The sequence below is a fragment of the Faecalibacterium faecis genome, assembly GCF_040096475.1.
In the GTDB taxonomy this organism is placed as follows: Bacteria; Bacillota; Clostridia; order Oscillospirales; family Ruminococcaceae; genus Faecalibacterium; species Faecalibacterium taiwanense.
On the sequence record NZ_JBBMEP010000017.1, the window covers coordinates 1 to 24,356 of the forward strand.

General features: G+C 56.9%; 24 protein-coding genes and 1 pseudogene. 15 read left to right on the forward strand and 10 right to left on the reverse strand.

The features are described 5' to 3' along the window. The first annotated feature begins 495 nt into the window (after positions 1 to 495). From WMO17_RS09565 to WMO17_RS09605, 9 genes and pseudogenes are all read left to right on the forward strand, one after another. The gene (locus tag WMO17_RS09565) at positions 496 to 936 is read left to right on the forward strand and encodes a hypothetical protein (protein WP_005929376.1); all 441 of its coding nucleotides are present in this window, start codon (positions 496 to 498) and stop codon (positions 934 to 936) included. A gap of 164 nt (positions 937 to 1,100) precedes the next feature. After that, positions 1,101 to 1,235, forward strand: a pseudogene (locus tag WMO17_RS09570) (DUF4367 domain-containing protein); the annotation flags it as partial. A 628-nt stretch (positions 1,236 to 1,863) separates the two neighbouring features. Beyond that, the gene (locus WMO17_RS09575; protein ID WP_223382614.1) at positions 1,864 to 2,250 is read left to right on the forward strand and encodes a hypothetical protein; all 387 of its coding nucleotides are present in this window, start codon (positions 1,864 to 1,866) and stop codon (positions 2,248 to 2,250) included. A gap of 9 nt (positions 2,251 to 2,259) precedes the next feature. Beyond that, positions 2,260 to 2,799, forward strand: coding sequence for a hypothetical protein (locus tag WMO17_RS09580; protein ID WP_097775233.1), 540 nt, complete (start codon positions 2,260 to 2,262; stop codon positions 2,797 to 2,799). Positions 2,800 to 2,889: 90 nt separating this feature from the next. Beyond that, a complete protein-coding gene (locus WMO17_RS09585) occupies positions 2,890 to 3,228 on the forward strand; it encodes a hypothetical protein (RefSeq protein ID WP_133300805.1) in 339 nt (112 codons plus the stop codon). A gap of 48 nt (positions 3,229 to 3,276) precedes the next feature. Beyond that, positions 3,277 to 3,486, forward strand: coding sequence for a hypothetical protein (locus tag WMO17_RS09590; protein WP_097775234.1), 210 nt, complete (start codon positions 3,277 to 3,279; stop codon positions 3,484 to 3,486). 237 nt (positions 3,487 to 3,723) lie between these two features. Then, positions 3,724 to 4,029, forward strand: coding sequence for a type II toxin-antitoxin system RelB/DinJ family antitoxin (locus tag WMO17_RS09595; RefSeq protein ID WP_035393314.1), 306 nt, complete (start codon positions 3,724 to 3,726; stop codon positions 4,027 to 4,029). After that, on the forward strand, positions 4,026 to 4,346 hold the full coding sequence (locus WMO17_RS09600) for a type II toxin-antitoxin system RelE/ParE family toxin (protein ID WP_055192261.1): 321 nt from the start codon (positions 4,026 to 4,028) through the stop codon (positions 4,344 to 4,346). Before WMO17_RS09595 ends, WMO17_RS09600 begins: the two co-directional genes overlap by 4 nt. 13 nt (positions 4,347 to 4,359) lie before the next feature. Beyond that, positions 4,360 to 5,937, forward strand: coding sequence for a recombinase family protein (locus WMO17_RS09605; protein ID WP_349137966.1), 1,578 nt, complete (start codon positions 4,360 to 4,362; stop codon positions 5,935 to 5,937). A 368-nt stretch (positions 5,938 to 6,305) separates the two neighbouring features. Here WMO17_RS09605 and WMO17_RS09610 read toward each other — a convergent pair whose 3' ends face one another. Further along, positions 6,306 to 7,175 (reverse strand): patatin-like phospholipase family protein, encoded by an 870-nt coding sequence (locus WMO17_RS09610; protein WP_349137967.1) that lies wholly within the window; start codon positions 7,173 to 7,175, stop codon positions 6,306 to 6,308. Positions 7,176 to 7,403: 228 nt separating this feature from the next. Here WMO17_RS09610 and WMO17_RS09615 point away from each other — a divergent pair, with 228 nt between their 5' ends. Beyond that, a complete protein-coding gene (locus WMO17_RS09615) occupies positions 7,404 to 7,997 on the forward strand; it encodes a xanthine phosphoribosyltransferase (protein ID WP_005944437.1) in 594 nt (197 codons plus the stop codon). 57 nt (positions 7,998 to 8,054) lie between these two features. Here the strand turns inward: WMO17_RS09615 and WMO17_RS09620 are convergent, their stop codons facing one another. Next, the gene (locus WMO17_RS09620; protein WP_349137968.1) at positions 8,055 to 9,944 is read right to left on the reverse strand and encodes a peptidoglycan D,D-transpeptidase FtsI family protein; all 1,890 of its coding nucleotides are present in this window, start codon (positions 9,942 to 9,944) and stop codon (positions 8,055 to 8,057) included. Between the two features lie 102 nt (positions 9,945 to 10,046). Here WMO17_RS09620 and WMO17_RS09625 point away from each other — a divergent pair, with 102 nt between their 5' ends. The 5 genes from WMO17_RS09625 to WMO17_RS09645 all read left to right on the forward strand — a co-directional run bounded on the left by WMO17_RS09625 (position 10,047) and on the right by WMO17_RS09645 (position 16,998). After that, positions 10,047 to 11,186 carry an FtsW/RodA/SpoVE family cell cycle protein gene (locus WMO17_RS09625; RefSeq protein WP_097781606.1) on the forward strand — a complete coding sequence of 380 codons (1,140 nt, stop codon included), beginning with the start codon at positions 10,047 to 10,049 and terminating at the stop codon, positions 11,184 to 11,186. A gap of 153 nt (positions 11,187 to 11,339) precedes the next feature. Beyond that, a complete protein-coding gene (locus WMO17_RS09630) occupies positions 11,340 to 12,644 on the forward strand; it encodes a UDP-N-acetylglucosamine 1-carboxyvinyltransferase (protein WP_349137969.1) in 1,305 nt (434 codons plus the stop codon). A 108-nt stretch (positions 12,645 to 12,752) separates the two neighbouring features. After that, entirely contained in the window at positions 12,753 to 13,925 is a 1,173-nt protein-coding gene (gene ftsZ, locus WMO17_RS09635; protein ID WP_044954030.1) for a cell division protein FtsZ, read from the forward strand. A gap of 35 nt (positions 13,926 to 13,960) precedes the next feature. After that, a complete protein-coding gene (locus WMO17_RS09640) occupies positions 13,961 to 14,500 on the forward strand; it encodes a hypothetical protein (RefSeq protein WP_242959991.1) in 540 nt (179 codons plus the stop codon). A gap of 149 nt (positions 14,501 to 14,649) precedes the next feature. Continuing rightward, the gene (locus WMO17_RS09645) at positions 14,650 to 16,998 is read left to right on the forward strand and encodes a diguanylate cyclase (RefSeq protein ID WP_349137970.1); all 2,349 of its coding nucleotides are present in this window, start codon (positions 14,650 to 14,652) and stop codon (positions 16,996 to 16,998) included. 65 nt (positions 16,999 to 17,063) lie between these two features. On the opposite strand, the gene WMO17_RS09650 is transcribed toward WMO17_RS09645, so the two are convergent. The 8 genes from WMO17_RS09650 to WMO17_RS09685 all read right to left on the reverse strand — a co-directional run bounded on the left by WMO17_RS09650 (position 17,064) and on the right by WMO17_RS09685 (position 24,287). Next, positions 17,064 to 17,645 carry a hypothetical protein gene (locus tag WMO17_RS09650; RefSeq protein WP_005944427.1) on the reverse strand — a complete coding sequence of 194 codons (582 nt, stop codon included), beginning with the start codon at positions 17,643 to 17,645 and terminating at the stop codon, positions 17,064 to 17,066. 2 nt (positions 17,646 to 17,647) lie between these two features. After that, positions 17,648 to 17,869 carry a YdbC family protein gene (locus WMO17_RS09655; protein ID WP_044954026.1) on the reverse strand — a complete coding sequence of 74 codons (222 nt, stop codon included), beginning with the start codon at positions 17,867 to 17,869 and terminating at the stop codon, positions 17,648 to 17,650. Positions 17,870 to 17,965: 96 nt separating this feature from the next. Further along, positions 17,966 to 18,394, reverse strand: coding sequence for a hypothetical protein (locus WMO17_RS09660; protein WP_242961881.1), 429 nt, complete (start codon positions 18,392 to 18,394; stop codon positions 17,966 to 17,968). A 66-nt stretch (positions 18,395 to 18,460) separates the two neighbouring features. Beyond that, on the reverse strand, positions 18,461 to 21,265 hold the full coding sequence (locus WMO17_RS09665; protein ID WP_349137971.1) for an AAA family ATPase: 2,805 nt from the start codon (positions 21,263 to 21,265) through the stop codon (positions 18,461 to 18,463). Further along, positions 21,262 to 22,404: an exonuclease SbcCD subunit D gene (locus WMO17_RS09670; RefSeq protein ID WP_349137972.1), complete on the reverse strand. Its 1,143-nt coding sequence runs from the start codon at positions 22,402 to 22,404 to the stop codon at positions 21,262 to 21,264. Before WMO17_RS09670 ends, WMO17_RS09665 begins: the two co-directional genes overlap by 4 nt. Before the next feature lie 213 nt (positions 22,405 to 22,617). Further along, positions 22,618 to 23,088 (reverse strand): peptidoglycan-binding domain-containing protein, encoded by a 471-nt coding sequence (locus WMO17_RS09675; protein ID WP_349137973.1) that lies wholly within the window; start codon positions 23,086 to 23,088, stop codon positions 22,618 to 22,620. A gap of 51 nt (positions 23,089 to 23,139) precedes the next feature. Then, positions 23,140 to 23,769 carry a stage II sporulation protein R gene (locus WMO17_RS09680; protein ID WP_349137974.1) on the reverse strand — a complete coding sequence of 210 codons (630 nt, stop codon included), beginning with the start codon at positions 23,767 to 23,769 and terminating at the stop codon, positions 23,140 to 23,142. A gap of 152 nt (positions 23,770 to 23,921) precedes the next feature. Further along, the gene (locus tag WMO17_RS09685) at positions 23,922 to 24,287 is read right to left on the reverse strand and encodes an endonuclease domain-containing protein (RefSeq protein ID WP_005944419.1); all 366 of its coding nucleotides are present in this window, start codon (positions 24,285 to 24,287) and stop codon (positions 23,922 to 23,924) included. Positions 24,288 to 24,356 lie beyond the last annotated feature (69 nt).

A 24,356-nucleotide genomic window follows, 5' to 3' on the forward strand; every position in this document is an offset into this window, starting at 1 on the left:
AATGATTCTTCCACAAATTGGATAGAAAAGATCATGGAGGGTGTCGGTATTCACTAGATGGATTCTCAAGAAGCATAAACAGCCCGCTATTTGCAGAGAATTCTGGAAGAAAATTGAAGAAAGCATCCTTCCGGCAACAGCACCCCGGACGTTTGTGAACTCTCACAACAGAGATCAAGAACCAATCCCTGCTTTGCGCTTACACCGTTTTGGTGACATTTTTTCTCCGTCTTGCTACAATATTGTGGATTTTTTCTATTTGTGCTTTGCTATTATCAACATCTAAAATGGAAACCGTGATGGAGGTGATTCCAATGCAGATAATTTCCTTGAAAACAAATTGAATGCTTTGGCAAACGGTGGCCAGTTCTCCATTTCCTACGACATCACGATTCCGTAATAAAAGCATTAGATAATGGGTATAAAAGCCACGATTCTTTAGAGTCGAAAGAAAAGAATCGTGGCTTTGTACGTTTGAATTATGGAGCAAGCCAAATGAATAAGAAATTGGAATTTTTTAGCAGTATGGCGGTTGCCTTTATAGTTTTGATATTGGTCTTTCTTTGCATTCGTTTTTCAGGTCAGGGAAAATTTGCTACACATGGAGGAACCAATCCGTCTGATGTAAAATGTATTTATACTTCAGTTTGGCCGGATAATGAATACACTAGGCTTATTTGTGAGCCGGAAAGTGGAACGATAGAATATATATTGGATGGTTCTAATGCTGGGTATTATGCAATCTTTTATAATAATATCTCTGAAGAAGAAATACAAAAATATATTGACCAATTGAAAACCTTAGGATACGCTGAAGAGGCATCGGCTTCAGAAAGCGTTTCGACAGGCGTTTTGCTAAGAAAAGATGAAACATGGATAAGCATTGCATACTCAGAGGGAGGATTTGGAATCCGGATTTCAGTAGAAAAATCCTGAATAAAAGAGATGCTGGGGAATCCCGGTTATCCCTATGATGCAGTGGAAAGAAAATGGATTGCTCAATATTGGAGGCTCCAACCACAGCTTCTTTGTTGAAATGTTAATCAGTTAGATACCGCCAGACGGTTTATTTAGAACGAGGTTAAGTTGGAACAGCCGATGCCACACTCGGAACAAACAATAGCGGAGGCCGTACAAGATATGTGCTAGTATGGGAGAAAGATGGCATATCACATACGATCATTGGAAAGATACCGCGTGAAGAGATTCTAAAAATTGCAGAGAGCATTTCCTAACTGGCTGAATTTTTGCCCACACGCTTGTAATTATTTACAAATGTGTGGACACTTTTTCGTTGAAGCGTCCAAAGCTGACAAGATTTTGAACTTTTTTCAAAAAAGCTGTCACAAACGCAGTGTGAGCAACGTTGACTAAGCAAAAGCTCCTGGGGGAGTGTACAAAATGGAGGTTATTCATTAATCAAAATGACGAAAGAAGAAATCATTTCCATGCTATCAAAGGAATTGAACAGTGAATGGACGAATGGAGTCACATGTTTGATGGTGGAAAATTCCGATAGCTATATTCCAGTAATAGTTCATCACAATAAAAATGAACTTATTGTTGAAGTAGGAGAACAAGACAAGAAGATTTACCGCATCGGACGAAATGAGCTAAATAAAACATCTTAGTCATCACCAAAAAAATCATTGAAATCAGTCACAATTTGACGCATAGAATATGAATTCAAACTTGATATGAGGTGATTCCAATGCAGAAAAAATAGAACACATATTTCGAAAATATTGCTACCATCAAACTGTCAAAGAATACAAGTCAAACGGTTCTTTGATTCGTTCTAAAACGGATTACTATCAGGCTATTGGTGGTTAAGTCACTCCGTTTGTAAGGAAAGGGTTGAAAATGGATTTTCTTAAACAAAAAGGGCCATTAGCAAGAGAATTCTGCAACACGTTGATTTACATTATTTCGTTAGTGTCATTAAAGCCTTCAAGCCTTCAGAGGGTGTTGACAGAACTTCAATGGAATGGGATGTGGTTCTTTTCTCTGGCATTTTTCGCTGTCATCTTTATGGAAATGCTGTCCGATTTTTTGCTGGTTACAGATCGCTGCACTGCATGGAAAGCATTAAATGGAAATGTCAGCGAAGCCGAATTTCACAATCTTCAGCAGATTGTCCTATGCGAAAATCAGAAAGTTTCCATTGAGAAGAAACTTGCAAGTACGATACTACTGGTTCTGATGATATGTGCAACTGCTGCATTTGTGTGGTTTACCTTTTTGGTATAAGGTTTTGTTATGAAAGAGATAATTATTATACCACATATTGGAATTGGACAATTAAAATTAGGTATGGCACCAGATGAGCTAGAAAATGCTCTTCTACAAATGAAGAAACAGTGGTCGAATTCTTCTGATGAAGCAATGCAAATGGAGCGTTGTGCTGAAACTGGTGATCCTAATTTGATAACAGGACGATATATGGATAATGATTCGTTCTTTCTGGTGCAGTATCGGAACGGAAAAGCTACTGAAATCGGCATCCAGAGAGAGTTGTCTAAAGTGGCATCAATAAAATTGTTCGGGCTGGATATGTTTAATACAACCGCCGAGTGTATTATTGATAGCTTAATGAAAAAGGACAACGTTGTTTGCAACGAAAAGGACTTGCAACTGGGAACGGAATATCTTTTCCCTGAAATTGGAGTCCGACTTTGGAGAGAGCGAGCATTTCATCTCAAACTGTTGAAAGACCCGTTATACATGGAAGAGATGCAGGCTGTATTAGAAGACGAATATCAGTATCAATACTTCCAGATGGTTACTGTGATGGGTTGAATTGCTAACGATCAATGGGATTTGATATAACTTTTCCGCTTGTAGTACATAGCGATGACCACAGCTATCTGCTAATACGGGTGAACTAATTTGAAGTATTTTATTGACGAAGATCAAAGAAAAGCCTCACACAGCAGCTGCTACTTGGAATTTCAACAAGGGCAGTATCATGACAAGTGCTGGCTTGACACATCTATTAGCATCAGTGATGAAGTATGGAATAGCCGCCATGTTTCAGATCTGATTCTTGAAGTGATTCCAGAGTTTGACTTTTATGGAATAACAATCGTTACAAAAGTACAATGGGATAATATTTTAACAAAAAGTCAATCGGATGGATGTACTTGCAAAGAGATTATTGCAGAAGCAGTTCCTTGGGCAGCAAAGTGTTTTGAAACGAATGATGTGTTCACTATCATAGGGATGTGAGTCGAACTTTCTCGGAGAATAACAGTGATACACAAAGGAGAGTGTAACATGAAAAAAATTCTTACAGCAATCGTATCGGTAAGCATATTTATTGTTGGAATTTTGCTTATACTTTGTGCGGACACTAATTTTTTATGGTATGCCTTTAATCAAAATGTTCGCCTTACAGTAGTTGCAGGGATTCTCATTGCACTTGTTGGTGGCGTTGGTGTGATAATGAATCTTTGGTGTATTCTAAAAGAATTGTACAGTAAATAGTTTATTGAAGGTTAAACTTCCAGTCTGCCATGGTCGCAGCCAAGAGAGATAATATTCAAACTTACTACTCAGCAAAAGCTAGGCACACTCCAAGAATTTATTATAGAGGGTGAATATCCCGCGCTTTGAACAATTTAACGATGAATATATTGTGCGATATGGAGAATTTCATTTGCGCGTTCACCTCGAATTGACTTGCAACGCAAAATACGTTACAATAAATCCGAGGTGATAACCATGGAAAAAACAATGACGCTCAATCTCCGTGTGAACCCTACCGTCAAGCAGCAGGCCGAGGATGTGCTGAAGCAGCTCGGCATCCCGATGGCAACCGCCATTGATATGTACCTGCGCCAGATCACCCTGACTGGCGGCATCCCCTTTTCTCTGTCCCTGCCGAAAGCTCCTGCGGCTCTGAATGCTGACACCATGACCGATGATCAGCTTCATGCAGCCTTGCAGGTAGGCATTAAGGAAATTCAGAACGGTGATACCGTGGATGCGGCAAGCGCATTCGCACAGTTCAGGGAACAGCACAGATGAAGCAGTATGACGTGAAAATTTCTCGTGCAGCCCTCAGCGATATGGAGCAGATTTACAGCTATATTGCTGACCGTCTGCTGGAGCCTGACACGGCTATGGGGCAGTATAATCGTATTGCAGAAGCCATCCAATCCCTGAACATCCTGCCAGAGCGCTGTGCGCTAGTGGAAAGTGAGCCGGAGCGCACTCAAGGGCTGCGGCAGATGCTGGTGGACAACTACTCGGTGTTCTACATTGTGGGCGAGGATACCGTGTCGGTGGCTCGTGTGCTGTACAGTGCATCCGACCTTGTGCGCCGCCTGCGGAGAATGAAATGAAAGGGGTGTTTGCATGACCGCCGTGATTTACGCCCGCTATTCCAGCGATAACCAGCGTGAGGAATCCATCGAAGGCCAGATTCGTGAATGTACGGCCTACGCCGAAAAGAACGGCATCACTGTGGTCAAACACTACATTGACCGTGCCCTTTCCGCCAAAACCGACAACCGCCCGGATTTCCAGCAGATGATCAAGGACAGCGAAAAGCGGCTGTTTGACATTGTGCTGGTCTGGAAACTTGACCGCTTTGCCCGAAACCGCTATGATTCGGCCCACTATGAGTACCAGTTGGAGCGGAATCATGTCAAGCTGGTATCTGCCACGGAGCCTATCTCTGACAGCCCTGCGGGTATCATGGTCAAGAGTATGCTCACCGGCATGGCTGAATATTACTCGGCAGAACTTTCTGAAAAAGTTGTGCGCGGCATGACCGAGAATGTTCTGAAGGGGAAGTACAACGGCGGCACGATTCCCATTGGTTTTAAGGTGGATGAGGAGAAGTTCTTTCAAATCGACCCGCTGAAAGCTCCCTTTGTGGTAGAAGCCTTCCGGCGGTACAATGAGGGCGCGACCATGAAAGAACTGATGAACTGGCTGAACGACAGTGGCGTGACCACCAACCGCAATCAGAAGTTTACCTACAACAGTGTTCAGAAGCTGCTGACGAACAAACGGTACATCGGTGAAAACCACTTCAAGGACATCGTAATGCCCGACAGCATCCCGGCCATCGTGGACAAGGACTTGTTTAAAGAAGTGCAGCAAAAAATCAAGAAGAACAGCCGCGCTCCTGCCCGTCACAAGGCCGAGGTCGATTACTTGCTCACCACCAAGCTGTTCTGCGGAATGTGCGGCGCGATGATGTTCGGCGAGTGTGGTACGGGTAGAAACAAGGTCGTTCATCATTATTATAAGTGCGCCACCGCGAAGCGTTTCAAGACCTGCAAGAAAAAGACCGTCCGTAAAGAGTGGCTGGAAGATTTGGTCATAGCTGAAACCATGAAGCTGATTCAGGACGATGCCGTGATTGATGCCATCGTTGCGGAAGTGATGGAGTTGCAGGATCAGGAAAACACCACTCTCCCTTTGCTGGAAAAGCAGATGCGCGAGGTAGAGAATGGCATTGAAAATATGCTGAACGCCATTCAAGCGGGTGTGCTGACCAACTCCACCAAATCGCGTTTGGAAAAGCTGGAAGCCCAGCAGAAAGAACTTGAAGTTCGGATTGCCGAAGAAAAAATCGCTCGGCCTCGGTTGAGTGAAAATCAGGTTCGGTTCTGGCTGACCCGGTTCCGCAAGCTCGACCCGAACGTGAAAAGCCACCGGGAAACGCTTATCAATACATTCGTGAATGCTGTTTATCTCTATGATGAAAAAGTTTTGATTACATTCAACTACAAAGACGGCACAAAAACCATCACTTTCGATGAAATCGCCGCCAAAGATGCCCCAGAGGGCAATGGTTCGGATTTGGGTTGCTTCGCTCCACCAAAAAACCTCAACGTATGCAAGTACGCTGAGGTTTTTGTTTTGCTGCAAAGCCAGACTCACTGGGCGGGTGGATTCGAACAGCATCGGCCCGCCGAATAGTCCGGAGGGCAAAAAAGCCCCTGCGGGGCTTTTTAGATGCGCGGCTCGCGACATCCACCCGCGCCCACCAAAAAAACCTCAACGTATGCAAGTACGCTGAGGTTTTTGTTTTGCGACAAGGCTAAACTCATCGGGCAGGTGGATTCGAACAGCCGCGGCGCTGTCGCTGAAGATGGCGCAAAACAGCCCCGATGGACCGTCAGGTTCACCGGGGCTGCTGCTATACCATGATTTTGTTGACGTTAACATTTTCGTGATGCCGCGAAAACATCACATGTAGACCTTCTGGCTGCGCACCTGCGCTTCGATCAAAAGAGCTGCTTCCCCGTGGGGGCTATGCACATGCAGGATATCTGTTTGTGCCGCCGTTACTCTTCCGCTGCAGCTTTGGATTCGTTCACAAAGGCGGCAATCTTATCCACCTGAATTTCGGCAACGGCACGGCCGGTCTCGTAGACGCGGCGCAGCTGGACCGGATCGCGCTCCATGGAGCCGATCTCCAGCGGGATGGGCGGGCGGATGACGAACGCCTTGCCGGTCTGCTCCAGCATGGCAATGTGATCCAGCGTTTCGTTGTAGCGCTCGTGACGGTCGGCAACGGCTTCCACAAAAGCGGGGTAGCGCAGGTAGCGTGTCCGGATGACGGGCAGCATCTTGTTCTTCTTTTTCACAAAGCCCTTGGGCTGGGTCAGCACAATGAGGTTGCGTTTGTAGCCGATGGACTCGAAGAACCGCACGGGGATGGAATCGGCAATGCCGCCGTCCAGCAGCTGATAATGGCCGATCTTTACGATCTTGGCCGCCAGCGGCATGGAAGCGGATGCCTGCATCCACTGGATATCCTCGGCATCGCCGGTGCGGCACTTGTGATAGATGGGGTCGCCGGTACGCACATCGGTGCACACCACAAAAAAGTCCATGGGGTTCTCTGCAAATGCCTTTGCGTCGAACACGTCCAGCTTTTCTGGCACGGTGTGGTAGCAGAACTGCTCACTGTACAGGTTGCCGGTGCGCAGCAGGTTGCCGAAGCTTGCGTAGCGCTTATCGTTGCAATACTGGGTGTTGTAGCGGATCACACGGCCGATCTGATGGGACTTGTAGTTGCAGCCGAACACCGCACCGGCCGAAACGCCAATGGCACCATCCAGCACGATGCCATGCTCCATCAATACATCCAGAACACCGGCGGTAAACATGCCGCGCATGGCACCGCCTTCCAGCACAAGACCCGTTTTCATATATGCTCTCCCCTCCTGTGTGCCGGTGCACAGATGCCGGACACACCTTATATTAACTACAGTATACTCGAATCTGTAAAAAGTACAAGAGCGGAAAACCTATAAATTTATCAAGAAAACCTCTTGCCAAAGGAAAGAGCATCCGGTATACTAAGTGAAATAAAAAGAGAAATATGCGCTGCAAACGCATGGGCATGGAAAAGATCAGGTTGGAGGAACTGCTGCACTATGAAGATGCTGGAAGATCGTATTCGCAAAGATGGTATCGTACGCGAGGGCAATGTGCTCAAGGTGGATAGCTTTATCAACCACCAGATGGACATTCCGCTGTTCCGGGAGATGGCAAAGGAGTGGAAGCGCCTGTTTGCAGGCAAGCCCATCAACAAGGTGCTCACCATCGAGGCCAGCGGCATTGGCATTGCAGCCATCGTGGCCAGCGAGTTCAACGTGCCGGTGGTATTTGCCAAAAAGTCCATGAGCATCAATCTGGACTACAACAACTACGAGACCAAGATCCAGTCCTTCACCCACAAAAAGATCTACAATGTGATCGTCTCCAAAAAGTTTCTCACCCCGGAAGACCATGTGCTGATCATTGACGATTTCCTTGCCAACGGCTGTGCCCTGATGGGCCTGCTGGATCTGGCCCAGGAGGCCGGTGCCACAGTGGAGGGCATCGGCATTGCTGTGGAAAAGGGCTTCCAGCAGGGCGGCGAGCTGATCCGCAGCAAGGGCATCCAGCTGGAGAGTCTTGCCATTGTGGAGTCCATGAACAGCGAGACCGGCGAGATCGTCTTCCGCGAGCAGCCGCAGCAGAATTAAACAAAAAACATTGCAGCCCCGGGAAAGTCGGAAGACCTTTCCGGGGCCGTTTTTTGCTTACGCCCCGTCAAAGCTGTCACCGTCGGCGGGCAGGTCGGCAGCGGTCTGGGCGGGATCGGTATCGGTTTCCGGTTCCACGGCGCGGGGTACGCCCTTGTACACCAGCGTCTGTTCCAGAACCTCGGCGCACACCGGGGCTGAAAGGCTGCCGCCGGCAGTCGTCCAGCTGTGGGGTTCGTCCAAGCACACCAGACACAAAAACTGCGGGTCGTCGATGGGAGCCACGGCCACAAAGCTGGCAATACGGGCTTTTTCGTCGGCGCTGTCCAGCTTCTGGCTGGTGCCGCTCTTGCCGCCCACCCGGTAGCCTTGGATGCGGGCATTGCGCCCGCCGCCGTAGAGCACCACGGCTTCCATCATCTCACGCATGGTTTCAGAAGTTTCCGGTTTGATCACCTGCCGCCTGCACACCGGCTCTGTGTGCTGAAGAATGCTGCCGTCCGGGTTCAGGATATCGCTGACAAGATAAGGCTGCATCAGCCTGCCGCCGTTCACCACAGCGCACACGGCTGCGGCCATTTCCATATAGGAGATCTTGCTGCTCTGGCCGAAGGCGCAGGAGGCCAGCTCCACCGGCCCCATGCGGTCGGCGGTGTAGTACAGACTCTTTTTGGGCTCGGCGGGCAGATCGACCCCGGTTGGCTCCCGCAGGCCGAAAGCGGCAAAGTAATCGCAGAAGGCTTTCTTGCCCAGCCGCGCGCCGATCTGGATAAAGCTCTGGTTGCAGGAATTTTCCAGCGCCTGGGTCACGGTCTGGCTGCCGTGGCGCTTGTGGTTGGCGCAGTGGAACCGTGTGCCCGCCACCGAGATGGACTCGCCGCAGTAAAAGGTGGAGTTTTTGCTCACAGCCCCGGCATCCAGCGCGGCGGCGCAGGTGATGAGCTTGAACACGCTGCCCGGCTCGTACAGGTCGCTGACGGCCTTGTTGCGCCACTGGGTCTGCTGGGCCAGCTGCAGGGCGGCAGCGCGCTCGCTGCCGGTAAGGGCATCCACGGCCTTGCGGGCGGCTGCATCGTAGATCACGCGCGGCTGGTTCGGGTCGTAGGCAGGCGTGGTGGACATGGCCAGCACGGCCCCGGTGTTCACGTCCATCACGATGCCTACGGCGCGCGCCGCCACATGATGCTCCTTGACCGCATAATCCAGCGCGTTTTCAAGGTAATGCTGGATGTTGGCATCGACAGTCAGCCGCAGGCCGCTGCCTTCCAAGGGCACTTTTTCGGTCTCGTAGCTCTGCTCCAGTGTGTAGCCCCAAGCGTTGACGGCGGTGAGCACCACACCATTCTGCCCGGTGAGCACATCGTTATATTTCAGCTCCAGCCCGCTCACACCGGCGTTGTCTACATTGGTAAAGCCCAGCACACTGGCCAGAAATTCCCCCTCCGGGTACCAGCGCTTGGAGTCCTGATTGATGCGGATGCCGGTGATGCTGTTCTCTTCACAAAAATCCCGTACGCGGTCGGCGGTGCCGCGCTCCACGCGGTAGCGCAAAAGGCAGTCGTTGGAGGTGCGGTCACTGAATTTTTCCAGCAGCTTCGCTTCGTCCAGCTCCAATATTTCCGCAAGGCCCTGCGCGGCAAGGCTGAGCTTTTCCTCCGGCATCTCGCGCGGGGAGGCCCGCAATGTCCAGCAGCTGCTGTTGGCGGCAAGCAGTACACCGTCGGCGCTGTAGATACGGCCCCGGTCGGCAGGCACCACAGTATCGCGCAATTGCTGGCCGAGGGCACGGCTCGTATACCAGTCGCCTGAAAACAGCTGCAGATACGCCAGCCGCGCGGCAAGCCCCGCAAAGTAGACGCAGCACATCAACGCGGCCACCAGCCGTGCCCGGGCATGGAATGCCCGTTCCGGCAGGGTGCGCAAGGGGCGCGGCTCCGGTTTTGGCATGGCAGGCACCTCCTTCTCTGGGCAAGTGTATGCGCCGGTGTGCCGGGGATATGACTAACCGGCACCGCCGCCGCGTACAATAAAGGAACGGAGGTGATACGGATGCACAAAGCTGCTGCCCATGCAAAGCGCGGCCTGCCGCTGCGGCATCTGCCGGCCATGGACCTGCCGTTTCTGGTGCTGGTGCTCACGCTGGTGGGTTTTGGCCTTGTAATGCTGGGCAGTGCCAGCAGTGCAGTGGCGCTGTACCGGCGGGGCGATGCTTTTGCCTACCTGCGGCCGCAGCTGCTGTATGCTGCGCTGGGCATCGGGGCCATGTGGGTGGCAAGCCGGGTGGACTACCATATTTACCACAAGCTGGCATGGCCGCTGCTGGCGCTTTCAATGGTACTGCTGACGGCGGTGCTGTTCATGCCGGAGTACAACGGCTGCAAGCGCTGGCTGGTGCTGCCGGGCCTGGGTACACTGCAGCCCAGCGAGATCGCCAAATTTGCGGTGGTGCTGGTGTTTGCGCATATCATTGCGCTCAACCACGACCGCATGGGCAGCTTTGCGGTGGGGGTGCTGCCCTTTGCACTGGTGCTGGGAGCGGTGGCCGTGCTCATGCTGCTGGAACCGCACCTCTCCGGCACCGTGCTCATTTTGGGCATCGGCGCGGTGCTCATGTTCGTGGGCGGCACCGGCCTCAAGTGGTTCGTGCTGGCCGGGGCGGGCGGTGCAGCGGCCATTGGAGCTGCCATCATCATTATGCCGGACCTTGTGCCCTACGCGGCCAGCCGTCTCAGCTCATGGCTGGACCCCTTTGCCGATCCGCTGGGCGACGGCCACCAGACCATCCAGAGCCTGTATGCCATCGGCTCCGGGGGCGCGGCGGGCCTTGGCCTTGGCAGCAGCCGCCAGAAGCACCTGTTCGTGCCCGAACCGCAGAACGACTTCATCTTTTCCATCCTGTGCGAGGAGCTTGGCTTTGTGGGAGCCTGCGCGGTGATCCTGCTGTTTGCGTTGCTGCTGTGGCGGGGCATCACGCTGGCGGCGCATGCACCGGATCGGTTCGGTGCGCTGCTGGTAGTGGGCTTTGTGGTGCAGGTGGCCCTGCAGGCAGTGCTGAATATGGCGGTAGTCACCAACACCATCCCCAATACCGGCATCAGCCTGCCGTTTTTTTCCTCCGGCGGCACCAGCCTGATGATGCTGCTGGGCGAAATGGGCATCGTACTGTCGGTGTCCCGCGGGGAGACATAAAACCGGGCGCTCCCTGCCATAAAATGACAGCATCCGCTGCCGGTTCAGCTACAAATAACCAGACAAACAAATGGCACAACTGCAGACAAAATAAACAAAAAGCCTTCGCGCCGCATAGCATGAGGTATCTTTTGCGGAACGGGGGCTTTTTGCATGGGCGGAGATCTTATCATCACAGGCGGCATGCCGCTGAACGGCACAGTACACATCCCGGCAGCCAAAAACAGCGTGCTGCCGCTGCTGGCAGCGGCCCTTTTGTGCAATGGCACGGTGCGTTTTCTGCAGGTGCCGCATCTTGCGGATGTGGACACCAGCGTGGAGCTTTTGCAGGGTGCGGGCTGCACGGCCCGCTGGCAGGGCAGCGACATCACGGTGCAGGGCGTGCCTTCCACCTGCCGCCTTGCGCCGGAAGCCGCTGCGCGGATGCGGGCATCCATTTTGTTCTGCGCACCGCTTCTGGCACGGCTTGGCCGGGTGGAAACGGTGCTGCCCGGCGGGTGCCGCATTGGTGCAAGGCCGGTGGACCTGCACCTTTCCGGCCTTGCGCAGATGGGCGTGCACTGCCGGGAGGAGGGGGAAAGGTTGATCCTGACAGCGCCTGCCGGGCTGCACGGTGCGGACATTACACTTGGGTTCCCCAGCGTGGGTGCTACCGAGACCCTGCTTCTGGCAGCAGCTGCGGCGCAGGGCGAGACGGTCCTGCGCGGGGCCGCACGAGAACCGGAGATCAGCGATCTGGCGGCATTCCTGAACCGCTGCGGCGGCTGTGTACAGGGCGCGGGCACCAGCACCATCCGGGTGCAGGGCAGACGAATGCTGTATAGCTGCAGCTTTGCGCCCATGGCCGACCGCATCGTGGCATCCACCCTTGCCTGTGCCTGCGCGGCGGCAGGAGGCCGGGTGGAACTGACCGGCTGCAGGCCGGAGACCTATGCACCGCTGCTGGAAATTCTGGCACAAATGGGCTGCAGGGTAGAAACAGGGCCGGAAAGTGCGGTCATTACCCGGCTGGGCGCGCTGCACGGCGCGGGCAGAGTGTTTACCGGGGTATACCCGGCACTGGCAACAGACGCAGCGCCGCTGCTTGCTGCTGCCATGCTTGCCGCCGACAGCGCCAGCAGCATCGAGGATGTGGTGTTTGAGCGGAGATTCGGCTGTGCAGAGGGTTTTGCGGCTTTTGGAGCCGCTGTGCAGGTGCAGGGACGCACACTGGACATCCGGCCGGTGCGGCAGCTGCAGGGCGCGTGTGCACGGGCTGCGGACCTGCGCGGAGGCGCGGCACTGGTGGTGGCCGCGCTGGCGGCAAGGGGACGGAGCCGCATTACCGACACCGGTTACATCGACCGCGGATATGCCGGTTTTGCACAGATGCTGGCGGAACTTGGTGCCCAAATTGAGCGGGAAATGCCGCGGGAAAGCGCCAGCGAGAAAAAAACACCTTCAAAAAAGCAAAATTGACTTGCATTCAGGGCAAAAAGATGATACGATACAGTTATATAAGTGTAAGCAGATAATTTCTGTGCGCTATGCGCAGTTTTACGATAAAATCCGATGGAGGACAAAGTTATGGCACTCATGCTCGATGAAGAAATGGACGAAAACGTTACGACGATCAAGGTGATCGGCGTGGGCGGCGGCGGCGGCAACGCTGTCAACCGCATGGTCAGCGACGGCCTGCAGGGCGTCGAATTTATCGCAATGAACACCGACCAGCAGGCTCTGGCCAAGAACCACGCTGCCACCAAGGTGCAGCTGGGTTCCAAGCTGACCAAGGGCCGCGGTGCCGGTGCAGACCCCGAGATCGGCCAGCGCGCCGCTGAAGAGAGCAAGGACGAGATCGCAAATGCGCTCAAGGGTTCCCAGATGGTGTTTATCACTGCCGGTATGGGCGGCGGCACCGGCACCGGTGCAGCACCCGTTGTGGCCGAGGTGGCACATGATCTGGGCATCCTGACCGTTGGAATCGTCACCAAGCCCTTCTCCTTTGAGGGCAAGCGCAAGATGGGTCTGGCAGAGCAGGGCATTGCAAACCTGCTCATGCATGTGGACAGTCTGATCGTCATTCCCAATGAGCGCCTGAAGATGATCAGCCAGGAAAAGATCACCCTGATGAATGCCTTCCAGGCAGCCGATAACGTGCTGCGTCAGGGCGTTGAGTCCATTTCCGCTCTGATCAATGTGCCTGCCTTCATCAACCTGGACTTCGCCGACGTGCGCTCCATCATGAAGGATGCCGGCTACGCACACATGGGCGTGGGCAGCGCCAAGGGCGCAGGCAAGGCCGAGAACGCCGCAAAGGCTGCTATTTCTTCTCCGCTGCTGGAGACCAGCATTGCCGGTGCACACGGCGTGATCATCAACATCACTTCCAGCCCGGACATCGGTCTGGAAGATGTGGAGACCGCAGCAGGTCTCATTACCCAGAGCGCACATCCTGATGCAAACATCATCTGGGGTACTGCGTTCGACGAGAACCTCTCGGACGAGATGCGTGTGACTGTGGTTGCTACCGGTTTTGACAACAAGAGCGCAAGCGACCTGCGCAGCAGCATCAGCAATGCAATGGGCGGCGCACAGTCCACTCCGTCTGCTGTGTTCAGCAGCGAGACTGCAAGCCCGGCAGCTTCTGCCGCAGGCGGCGCTGCACCGGCACCCACTGCTGAAAAGCCCGTGGAAGAGGACAACAGCGATAATGGCTATTACGACCAGCTGATGGCCATGCTGAACAAGCGCAGATAAAAGGCTGGCCGTCATAAGCGGATCAGGCGTATCGGATGGATCGGAGGGACACCATGGCGCAGGGCAGGCAGCAGAACAATGGTTCGCGGCAGCGCTGTGCCCAGTCTGCCGCAGCAAAGGCTCCGGCAGAGCCGCCCAAGGCGGTGTGTGCCCAGCTGGAGCAGATGAACCGAAAGCTGGCAGCGGCCAGTGCGGAAATTTTGCGCTATCAGACCCGTCTGTTTGCCTGTGAACGGCAGATGGCCGCGCTGCGGCAGGAAAATGCCCAGCTGGAAGCGGCCTGTGAGCAGGCGCGGCAGGAGGCTGAGTGCGCGAGCGCTCATGCAGAGCAGCTACGTCAGGAGCTGGCCCGCCATGCCGAAGCTGTGCGGCCTGTGCCGGTTGCGGCACATACGCCCCCGCAGCCGGAACCATCGGCAGCGCAGAGTCAGCGGCCGGAGCCGGAGGCCGAACAGCCCCCACAGCCCGGGCCGGAGGCTCCGCAGCCTGCTCAGCCGGACTGGAAGCCCCAGACCAGATTGGAGCACCTCTCGGTGGAGCTGATGAACTGGTTCGACGATATGATGGGCGCATGACGGAAAGCTGGATGACCTGCAAAAAAAGCAGATATGAGTGAAATGAAAAGCTGCTGCAAAGCGCAAAGCTGTTGCAGCAGCTTTTTTTGTGGTCCGGTAGGAAACGGAAGACCCTGCGGCCGGAAGTACAGGAGCGAGGAGCGGTTGAGATGGAACCAAAACAGAAAATACTGATCGTGGATGACTCGGAGATCAACCGCGCCATGCTCAAGGAGATTCTGGGTGAGGGCTACGAATATCTGGAAGCCGAGAACGGCCTGCGCGCGATCGAAATTCTGCGCAGACGCACCGATATCGCGCTGGTGCTGCTGGACCTGATCATGCCGGAAATGGACGGCTTTGATGTGCTGCGGGTGATGCAGTGCTATGCATGGCAGGAGGAAATCCCGGTCATTGTGATCAGCGCGGCAGAGGACAACCGAAGCGTCGAGCGCGCCTATGATATGGGCGTGGCCGATTACATCCGCCGCCCGTTCGAGCGGGTCATGGTGCTGCGCCGGGTGAAGAATGCGCTCATGCTTTACGCAAAGCAGAAGCGCCTTACCCGCCTTGTGACCGATCAGGTGTACGAAAAAGAGCACAACGGTGTGCTGATGATCAGCATTCTGAGCCATGTGGTGGAGTTCCGCAACAGCGAGAGCGGCCAGCATGTGCTGCACATCCGCACCCTGACCGGCCTGCTCCTGCATCAGCTGGCGCAGAAGACTGACCGCTACCAGCTGGATGAGAGTGATATCTCGCTGATCAGCACAGCATCGGCGCTGCACGATATCGGCAAAATCATGATCCCGGAAGAGATCCTGAACAAGCCCGGCCGCCTGACCGAGGAAGAGTACGCCACCATCAAGACCCACACCACCGAGGGTGCCAGGATCCTGAAGGAGCTTGCCATCGGGCAGGACGAACCGCTGGTAAAGGTGGCACACGCTATCTGCCGCTGGCACCACGAGCGGTGGGACGGCGGCGGCTACCCGGACAGGCTCAAGGGCGACGAGATCCCCATTGCAGCACAGGTGGTGGCACTGGCCGATGTGTACGACGCACTGACCAGCGAGCGCTGTTATAAGCAGTCCTACAGCCACGAAAAGGCCGTTGACATGATCCTGCACGGCGAGTGCGGCAGCTTCAATCCGCTGCTGATGGAATGCCTGAAAGAATCCTCGGAGTTGCTGCGCACAGAGCTGCAGCGCTCGGAGTATGACCGCGGTTTCCGCCACGAGACCCGCCGCCTTTCGGAGGAGATCCTGCACCGCGAAGCTCTGCCCCGTGAGGATCGTGCCCAGCGCCTGCTGGATCTGGAACGGGAGCGCACCGCTTTTTATGCCGAGCAGCGCGGCGGTATTCAGTTCGATTACGATATACTCAGCGGCAGCGTGACCGTGGTGAACCGCTACGAGGACCCGGTCAACCGAACCCAGAAGCTGGACTTTGATAAGGGCATGGGCCTGACATTTCTCTCCGGCAAGGACCGCCGCAAGCTGCTGGATGCCATTGCAGACGCAACGCCGGAAGAGCCGGATGCCGCATTCCCGGTGCTGATCGCGGTGAATCAGGAATACCGGCTGCACCGGCTGGTGATGCACACCATGTGGAGCCGCGCCGGTGTGCGCCACTGCGTAAGCGTGGTGGGCCAGATCACAGATGACCATGCCCGCCTGCAGGAGCTGATGCTGGGCGATGTGAACAGCGACCAGCCGGAAGCACTGCTGGAACGCCTGAAGGGCATTTTTGACATTGTGCGTCTGGTGGACCCGGAAAGCACCAAGGTGCTGAGCCTGGGCAAGGATGGCCGGCTGACCGAGATGCCCGGCACCTGCCACATGGTGTGGAACAAATCGGGCCGGTGCGAAAACTGCATTTCCAGTAAGGCCCTTGCCCGCAAGGAATCCCTGAACAAGATCGAGTTCAAAGACGATCAGGCTTATTTTGTCATGGCAAAGTATGTGGAAGTGGGCGGACGCGGCTGCGTGCTGGAAATGGTGTCCAAGCTTTCGGACGGACGCTGGCTGGATATGGGCGGCCGCCGGATGCTGCTGGACCGCGGCTCCAACTTTGACCGCAGCGCCTTTGTGGATTCGCTGACCGGGGCATACTCCCGCCAGTACTTCGAGTGCTTCCTTGCGGAGAGCGAACAGGTGGAAGGCGTAGTGATGATCGACGTGGATCACTTCAAGGAGGTCAACGACCGGTTCGGCCATCTGGTGGGTGATAAGGCCCTGCAGAGCGTGGCACAGTCCATCCTGAGCAACCTGCGCCAGACCGATGTGCTGGTGCGCTACGGCGGCGATGAATTCCTGCTGCTGGTGCCGCACATCCGGCCCGGGGAACATGTGATACAGCGCGTGCGGGAGGCTGCGGCGAGTGCCAGAGTGGAAGGCTACCCGGAGCTGGAGCTTTCGGCCAGTGTTGGCGGTGTGTGCGGTGTACATCCGCTCACCGAGGCCATCCGTCAGGCAGATGAAAAAATGTACCAGAACAAGGCCGAGCGCAAAAATTAAACAAAACAAAGCCCGGACAGGCTGCAGTGTCGCACTGCTGTGCCTGTCCGGGTATTTTTGTTTTTTCAGCGCACAGCGCTGGTGCGGTGCTCCATCAGATAGGTGGCTTCCAGATCAGCGATGTGCAGCTTGACGGCAAGGGGATACTTGTCGTAGGCTTCCGAGATGGCAAAGCAGCCGCCCCGGGCCGCATCGTCAAAGCCGCCCATGTGCCAGCGGATGGCAACGGCTTCCTCGATGTGCAGTTTCATGAACCGCTCGATGAGGAATACGCTCTTTTCGCCGTGGCCGTAGGGGAACAGATCCTCCACGCTGTAGCTGGGCACCTTTTCCCACTGGCCGGTGGCTTCGTTTTTCACGTTGCGGGTGCCGGGCTTGTAGTAGTTGGCCTTGCACAGATCGTGTAGCAGTGCACAGATGGCAAAGGTCTCCTCGCTGTCGCCCTCGGTAAAAAAGGTGTCGTGCAGCGCGTGATAGACGTTCAGGCTGTGCATACACAGCCCGCCCTCACACGCACCGTGGAACCGGGTGGAGGCCGGTGCCGTAAAGAAATCGGTCTTATGGTCCAGCCAGTCCAGCAGCTTTTCGCTGCCGGGGCGGGTGATGTGCTGCTGCCAGATCTGCAAAAACTCTTCGCGGCCGCCCATGCTTACAGCTCCAAATCGTCCAGAAGGCCCTTGAGGATGGCCATTTCGTCGTGGCTCAGGGAAATGCCCTTGCCCATGCGGGTGCCGTCCGGGGACCAGTCGCGGATGTCGTACTTGGGTTCGCCGTCGTTCCAGCTGATGAGGTTCAGCTGACGCTCCCAGCCGCGGGGGCGCTCCGAGAGAACTGCAATGCGCTGAACAACTTCATATTTGATCTCTGCCATGATGCAAAACCTGCCTTTATCTTTGTTTGCTACCATAATAAGGGAAGCGGACGCAGATTTCAACAGGTAGAGCAAAAATAATTTGAAAAATTTTTGTTAGCCGTAGGGTGCATCCTCACGCCAGTCCACAAGGCTCAGCACCTGAGAAGCATCCTCGTCCGGGGCCGGATGGCAGGAATGGGTGTGCTGGTCTGTGCTGAACAGTCCGGGTGCATAGTGGGCCATCACGCTGGTCTGCACATCCCCGGCCAAAAATTCCCGGGCGTTCTTCTGGTAACAGGCGGCCGGGGTGCCGTTGGTCATGGGCACACCCTGCGGGGCGCTGTTTGTGTCCGGGTGCGGGGTCTGGCCCGGTGTTTCGATCTGCGGCGGCACCTGTGTGCCGGGGGCAGCGGGGTAGCCTGGCAGCAGGGGATCCGGCTCCCTGCCTAGCGGTGGGCTGCAGCGGGTGCAGCTGTTTTCCGGTGCGGCGGCAGTGCCGGGCTGGTGTTCCAGCTCGTGGCGGATAAAGGGCGTCAAGCTCATTGGAAAATCACCTCCGCCCATAGGATGCCCCGAAAAGACGCAACTTATAAAGGGGCCTGCGGTGTTTCACACGATCAGTTCTACGGTAGAGCCGCCGGTGCGGGCTTTGCGCACCACAACCTGTCGGTCGATGCGGTCTTTCAGAGCACCTACGTGGGAGATGATGCCCACCAGCCGGTCGCCCTCGGTCAGCCCTGCAAGTACGCGCATGGCCTGTTCCAGCGATTCGTCATCCAGACTGCCGAAGCCCTCGTCGAGGAAGAGCGTGTCCAGACGGATGCCGCCTGCCGTGCTCTGTACTTCGTCCGAAAGGCCCAGTGCCAGCGCCAGCGATGCCTTGAAGCTTTCACCGCCGGAAAGGGTCTTGACGCTGCGGCGGGTGCCGTTGTAGTGGTCGATGATGCCAAGGTCCAAGCCGGACTGGCTGCGCTGGTTCTCGGCACCAATGCGCTCCAGCTCGTACTGCCCGGCGGTCATCTGCATCAGGCGGGTGTTGGCGTGGCGCAGGATGCGGTCCAGATAGTTCATCTGGATGTAGGCTTCCAATTTGATCTTCTGTTTGCTGGTCAAGGTGCCGCCCGCCGTGGCGGCAAGGGCACTCACCCACTGCCAGCGCTGTTCAAGCTGAGTGCGCGCTTCGGCAGCGGTGCGGTATTTTTCAGCGGCTGCACGGTTGGGCAGCCGCTGTGCGGCCAGCTGCTGGGCCTGCTCCCGCAGGGCAGTGCGGGCGGCGGCAAGGCGGACCTGTTCTGCCTGTAAAAATTCCAGCGGCTGGGCAGGCCCGGTGGTTTCGGCAGTGGCTTGCTGGGTCTGCAGGGCATCCACAGCGGCTTTGGCAGCGGCATAGGCCTGCTCTGCCTGTTTGAGGGAATGCTGAGCCTGCTCCATGCCGGTGCGCAGGGCGGTGCGGCTGGCTTCCAATGCATCCAGCGCGGCCTGTGCCTCGGCCCGCTGCGGATAGGGCAGGGCTGCACGAGCGGCAGCGGCCTGCTGTTCCAGCGCATCGGCGCTGGCATTCTGCGCGGCGGCGGTGCTGTCAGCTTCAGCGGCGGCCTGTTCCAGTGCCGGGCGCTGGCGGCTTTTTGCCTGACGGTCGGCCTCCAATGCGGTGCGGCGGGCGCAGTCTGCTTCGGCCTGCCGAAACGCGGCGACACACTCGGCCTGTGCTGCGTGCAGGGCACAGGCTTCTTCCGTCAGGACAGCGTTCATCCCCTTGAAGGTCAGCTGTACCGTCCCATCCGGGGAAGTGAAGCGCTCTGGCAATAGGCTCTCGGCATCCCGGCGCAGGGAGCGGCGGGCTTCGTCGGCTGCGGCAAGGGCGCTCTGTGCGGCAGTGCTGGCAGTCTGGGCCAGTGCATCGGCCTTTTCGGCTTCCTGCTTGGCGGCATCCACCTGCGCCTGCGTGGGGGCTGTGTGGGGCAGTTGGGCCTTTGCCGGGTGGTGGACGCTGCCGCACACGGGGCAGGGTGCACCCTCGGCCAGCGCCTGCGCCAGCAGTCCGGCCTGTGCGTCCAGAAAGGCTTTGTCCAGCGCATCCCGCCGGGCATGGGCCTGCTCCTTGGCTTCGGCGGCAGTGCGGTAGGCATCCTGCGCACGGTGGGCCTTTTGTGCCTGCTGCTGGCAGGCGGCAAGCCGCTGGTTCAGGGTGGTAAGGGCGGTGCTGCGCTGGGCCAGCTCCTTTTCCCGGTTCTGCAAGGCCAGCAGCCGGGTGGGAGCATCTTCCAGCGCGGTCAGCTCCTTTTCAGCAGCGGCCAGCGTTGTGTCCAGTGCGGCCAGCTGGGTGCGTTTCGCTCTGGCCTTGGCAGCGGCCAGCTGGGCAGCATCCCGCGCGGTCTGCTGCTGATGGCACAGGGCATCCAGCTCATCGTAGGCGGCAAGGGCCGTCTGTGCCTGCGTCACCTGTCCGGCAAGAACATCCAGCTGGGCGGCATCGCCTGCGTGGCGGGCGCTCTCGGCACGGGCAGCTTCCAGCACAGGCAGGGCAGCGGTAAGCTCTGCCTGCTTTGCGGCCAGCTTTGCGGCCAGCTGTCGGGCCTGCTGGGCAGCACCCAGCTGACGTTGTACTTCGTCCAGCTTGGCTTCGGTGTCCTTGAGGGCAGCAGCAACGGTCTCCTGCGCGGCCTGCTGGCGGGCCAGCAGACCTTCCAGCAGGGCAAGGGCCGTCTCCGGCTCGGTCTGGGCGTTCAGTGCGGCAAGGGCATCGGCATCCGGGTCGTCGGGAGAAAACCGGATGCCGGAGAGCAGACTGTCCAGCTTTGCATTCTGGGTGGTGCGCTGCTGGCTGAGGGCGGCGCTTTCGGCCTGCAGGCGCTCTTGCAGCCGGGCATAGCGCTGGGTGCGGAACAGCTTGCGGAAAATGCGGCTGCGCTCCTCGGTGGAAGCGTTGAGCAGCTTTGTGAACTGACCCTGCGCGATCATGGCGATCTGGCAGAACTGGCTGTAGTCCAGCCCGATGATCTCCTGCACGGCGGCAGTCACATCCTTGGCTTTGGTCACCGGCGGACGGCCATCGGAATAGGTGAGGGTGGCATCCGCTTTTTCGGTGGTCATGCCCTCGCCGCGGTTTTTGGGGCGCTGGTACTCCGGGTTGCGGCGCACGGTATAGCGCTGGCCGTTCACCTCAAATTCCAGCTCCACAAAGGTGGGTGTTTTAGGGCCGGCATACTTGCAGCGCAGCATGGTGCCCTCGCGTACGCCGCCGCTGGAATGATCGTACAGCGCATATGTAATGGCATCGAACAGGGTGGTCTTGCCTGCGCCGGTATCGCCGGTGACAAGGTATAAGCCGCCCCTGCCCAGCTTTGCCAGTTCCAGAACCGTCTCGGCGGCATAGGGGCCAAAGGCCGAAAGAGTGAGCTTCAGCGGTCTCATGCGTCCTCGCCCTCCTTCCAGATCTCCTCAATGAGCTGCTGGCAGAATGCCGCCTGCTCCGCCGTCAGCGGCTGATTGTTCTGCAGCTGGTAGAACGCCGAGAAGTGCTCCAGCGGGGTGATGCTCTCGGCGCGCTCCGGTGCGGTGATCTCCTGATCTTCCCGGGTGCGGAGGTTATCGTAGTCCAACCGCATCAGGTTCGGGTAGATCACCCGCAGGCGGGCCAGCGCGTCCGGCACGTCCTGCTCATCGGTCAGGGTGATGTGCAGGTAGTCGTCCACCGCAGTGCCGTCGTAATTGCGGCGGTCGGTCAGCTCCATGTAGCTGCCGCGCACTTCCCGCAGGTCGTGCTTCGGGGTAAGCGGCGTGGTGGTGATGGAAACTTCGCCCCTGAGACCGAACTCCACAAAGGTGGCGCTCTTGTGCTGGTCTGCTTCCGAAAAGGAGTATTTCAGCGGGGTGCCGCAATAGCGCACGGCATCGCGGCCCACCTTCTGGGGGCTGTGCAGGTGGCCCAGCGCCACGTAGTCAAAGGCATCGAACAGGCTGGCATCCACGCTGTCCACACCGCCCACCGAGACTTCCTCGCTCTCGCAGCAGGCAGCACCGGCCACGAACTGATGGGCCACCAGCACGCTGCGGTGGGCCGGGTCCGGCGGGCAGTGGCGCAGCACGCAGGCAAGGGCATCGTTGTAGCTCTCCACAGGCTCGTCCGGCCAGACATGCCGCACCATGGCGGGCTTGAGGAAGGGCAGAAGGTACACGTCCAGCGTGCCGTACTCGTCGGTGAGGGGGATGGGCACCGGCGCACCGGAGAACACCGGGCTGACGTACACCCGGCTGTTTTGCAGCAGGGCCGCGCCGAAGGCGATGCGGTCGGCGGAGTCGTGGTTGCCGCTGATGGCGAACACGGGCAGCCTGCGTTCGGCCAGCTGGGTCAAAAACCAGTCCAGCAGGCGCACGGCTTCGGCAGGGGGAACGGGCTTATCGTAGAGGTCGCCCGCCAGCAGCACACCGTCCACGGGCTTGCTGTCCAGCAGGGAAAGGATCTGTTCCAGAATGTACCGCTGGTCGTCCAGCATGGAGAACTCGCACACCCGCTTGCCCAGATGCAGATCGGAAAGATGCAGAAAACGCAAACGGAAACACCGCCTTTTCAGAGTTTTCTCTATTATACAGCAGGGCGGGGGTGGGGGCAAGGAAAACTCCCCCAGTCATCGCTGCGCGATGCCAGCCCCCTCGGGAATGGGGCCTTTGGCAGTGCGGAAAAGCTTCCGGTTTTGCCAGAGACTCCCTCTTTGAGGGAGCTGGCACGGCGCAAGCCGTGACTGAAGGAGTTCGCTTCCCTTAAATCAGAACATCTTCTCCCACGTTTCTTCGCCGACCACGCCGTCGGCGGTAAGGCCGCTGCGGCGCTGGAACCGCTGCACAGCCGCTGCCGTTGCTGCGCCGAACCTGCCGTCGGCGTTCAGCCGTTCACCCAGTGAATTGAGCTTCTGCTGCACCAGACGCACCGTGCCGCCGGAAGAGCCGCTGCGCAGGGCAATGCCGGGGTAGGGCACATGCAGGCCGTGCGTGGCCGTGTAGCGGGTGTAGAGCACGTTCCATGTGTTCGCGCCCACCTTGCCGTCCACATTCATCTTGTTTTTCAGCTGGAACTCCTTCACGGCGTTCTCGGTGGAAATGCCGAACTTTCCATCGGCCTTCAGCTCGCTGTACCATGTGCAGGCGTCGCGCACACCGTTGAGCCAGGTCTGCACAAGAGCTACGTCCGGCCCGGAGGAGCCGCGCTGGAGCAGGGAATAATAAGCAGGGATCGCCATAATGATCACACGCTCCTTTCGCTACATGCTATGCGGCGAAAGCGCCGGGCGTTACCCAAGCAGCACCACGTCCTCCCGGCGGGCGGTGCGCTGCTGCACCCATTCCACCAGCCGGAGCCGGAGAATGTAGTTCCCGCAGACGAGGTCGTTTTCGGCGGGCCGGGCGTAGCCCCCGCAGGCAGAGCGGCACAGGCCCGGATAGAGCACGCACCACCAGTTGCGGCCTTTTCCGGCACCGAGATCGATGCGCAGCGCGTCGTACCGCCCGGCGGGAAGGATGCCCGAAGCGTAGCGCCGGGTGGAAAAGTACATGTTTATCAGCTGCACCCGCACCGGCGTGCGGATGTTCAGCTGTGCCAGCGCGTGCCGGGCCGTGAGTTGCAGCTCAAATAGATGCCGCGCCGCCCAGGCGATCGCTTCCGGTTTGCTCTGTGCCGGGCAGGCGGTGTCCAGATAGGCAAGCACGGCATCCCGCACATGGAGCTTTGCGCTCTGGCTGGCAATGGAATCGCTCTCAGCCCGGATGTGCAGGCGCAGGGTGTCGGCGCACACCAGCGCCCCGGTGTCCAGCTGGGTGCGGCCCCATGCAAATGCCTGCCATGCGCCACACAGAGCAAGGGCGAGAAACAGGCCAAGGCAGAGCAGAGCCATCTGAGAACGTGTAAGCATTCTGGATAACATAAAAACAGACCCTTCTTCTGGAAATGTTATCCAGAGGATGGGCCTGTTGAAAAGAATTTATTCAGGAAAGAACGAACCCTCTCAGGCATTGCTGCGCAATGCCAGCTCCCCCGAGGGGGGAGCTTTTGTGCATATACCGGGAAAGTGCAGCTTCAAAGGCGAGATTGAATCGTCTGATGGATTTTTTCACAGACTGCTTCAAACTGAAGATCCACTTCATAATTAGAAAAACGAAGAACATCCAAGCCGTACTGCGAAAAGATGCTGCTCCGTTCACGGTCATACAGAAGCCCTTGTTCGGTGGTGTGTTGTGCTCCATCCAATTCGATGACCAGTTGTGCGCGAGAACAGTAAAAATCAGCAATAAAAGATTCAATGATGCGCTGCTTATAAATTTTTACCGGGTAGCGGCGCAAAAACTGATACCATAGTTTTCTTTCCTGCGGCGTCATTTCGCGGCGCAGCTCGCGTGCACGAGGCAGCATATCGCCATTTTTGGGAACGATGTTCGGTTTCATAGGAAACACCTGCTTTCGGTTTGAAAAAAGCTCCCCCTTTCGGGGGAGCTGGCATCGAGCGTATGCGAG

Excerpts from the sequence above, each read along its gene's own strand:
- WMO17_RS09565 (WP_005929376.1), top strand. The coding sequence starts at position 496 with ATGAATAAGAAATTGGAATTTTTTAGCAGTATGGCGGTTGCCTTTATA.
- WMO17_RS09575 (WP_223382614.1), top strand. The coding sequence starts at position 1,864 with ATGGATTTTCTTAAACAAAAAGGGCCATTAGCAAGAGAATTCTGCAAC.
- WMO17_RS09580 (WP_097775233.1), top strand. The coding sequence starts at position 2,260 with ATGAAAGAGATAATTATTATACCACATATTGGAATTGGACAATTAAAA.
- WMO17_RS09590 (WP_097775234.1), top strand. The coding sequence starts at position 3,277 with ATGAAAAAAATTCTTACAGCAATCGTATCGGTAAGCATATTTATTGTT.
- WMO17_RS09595 (WP_035393314.1), top strand. The coding sequence starts at position 3,724 with ATGGAAAAAACAATGACGCTCAATCTCCGTGTGAACCCTACCGTCAAG.
- WMO17_RS09600 (WP_055192261.1), top strand. The coding sequence starts at position 4,026 with ATGAAGCAGTATGACGTGAAAATTTCTCGTGCAGCCCTCAGCGATATG.
- WMO17_RS09605 (WP_349137966.1), top strand. The coding sequence starts at position 4,360 with ATGACCGCCGTGATTTACGCCCGCTATTCCAGCGATAACCAGCGTGAG.
- WMO17_RS09610 (WP_349137967.1), bottom strand. The coding sequence starts at position 7,175 with ATGAAAACGGGTCTTGTGCTGGAAGGCGGTGCCATGCGCGGCATGTTT.
- WMO17_RS09615 (WP_005944437.1), top strand. The coding sequence starts at position 7,404 with ATGAAGATGCTGGAAGATCGTATTCGCAAAGATGGTATCGTACGCGAG.
- WMO17_RS09620 (WP_349137968.1), bottom strand. The coding sequence starts at position 9,944 with ATGCCAAAACCGGAGCCGCGCCCCTTGCGCACCCTGCCGGAACGGGCA.
- WMO17_RS09625 (WP_097781606.1), top strand. The coding sequence starts at position 10,047 with ATGCACAAAGCTGCTGCCCATGCAAAGCGCGGCCTGCCGCTGCGGCAT.
- WMO17_RS09630 (WP_349137969.1), top strand. The coding sequence starts at position 11,340 with ATGGGCGGAGATCTTATCATCACAGGCGGCATGCCGCTGAACGGCACA.
- ftsZ (WP_044954030.1), top strand. The coding sequence starts at position 12,753 with ATGGCACTCATGCTCGATGAAGAAATGGACGAAAACGTTACGACGATC.
- WMO17_RS09640 (WP_242959991.1), top strand. The coding sequence starts at position 13,961 with ATGGATCGGAGGGACACCATGGCGCAGGGCAGGCAGCAGAACAATGGT.
- WMO17_RS09645 (WP_349137970.1), top strand. The coding sequence starts at position 14,650 with ATGGAACCAAAACAGAAAATACTGATCGTGGATGACTCGGAGATCAAC.
- WMO17_RS09650 (WP_005944427.1), bottom strand. The coding sequence starts at position 17,645 with ATGGGCGGCCGCGAAGAGTTTTTGCAGATCTGGCAGCAGCACATCACC.
- WMO17_RS09655 (WP_044954026.1), bottom strand. The coding sequence starts at position 17,869 with ATGGCAGAGATCAAATATGAAGTTGTTCAGCGCATTGCAGTTCTCTCG.
- WMO17_RS09660 (WP_242961881.1), bottom strand. The coding sequence starts at position 18,394 with ATGAGCTTGACGCCCTTTATCCGCCACGAGCTGGAACACCAGCCCGGC.
- WMO17_RS09665 (WP_349137971.1), bottom strand. The coding sequence starts at position 21,265 with ATGAGACCGCTGAAGCTCACTCTTTCGGCCTTTGGCCCCTATGCCGCC.
- WMO17_RS09675 (WP_349137973.1), bottom strand. The coding sequence starts at position 23,088 with ATGGCGATCCCTGCTTATTATTCCCTGCTCCAGCGCGGCTCCTCCGGG.
- WMO17_RS09680 (WP_349137974.1), bottom strand. The coding sequence starts at position 23,769 with ATGTTATCCAGAATGCTTACACGTTCTCAGATGGCTCTGCTCTGCCTT.
- WMO17_RS09685 (WP_005944419.1), bottom strand. The coding sequence starts at position 24,287 with ATGAAACCGAACATCGTTCCCAAAAATGGCGATATGCTGCCTCGTGCA.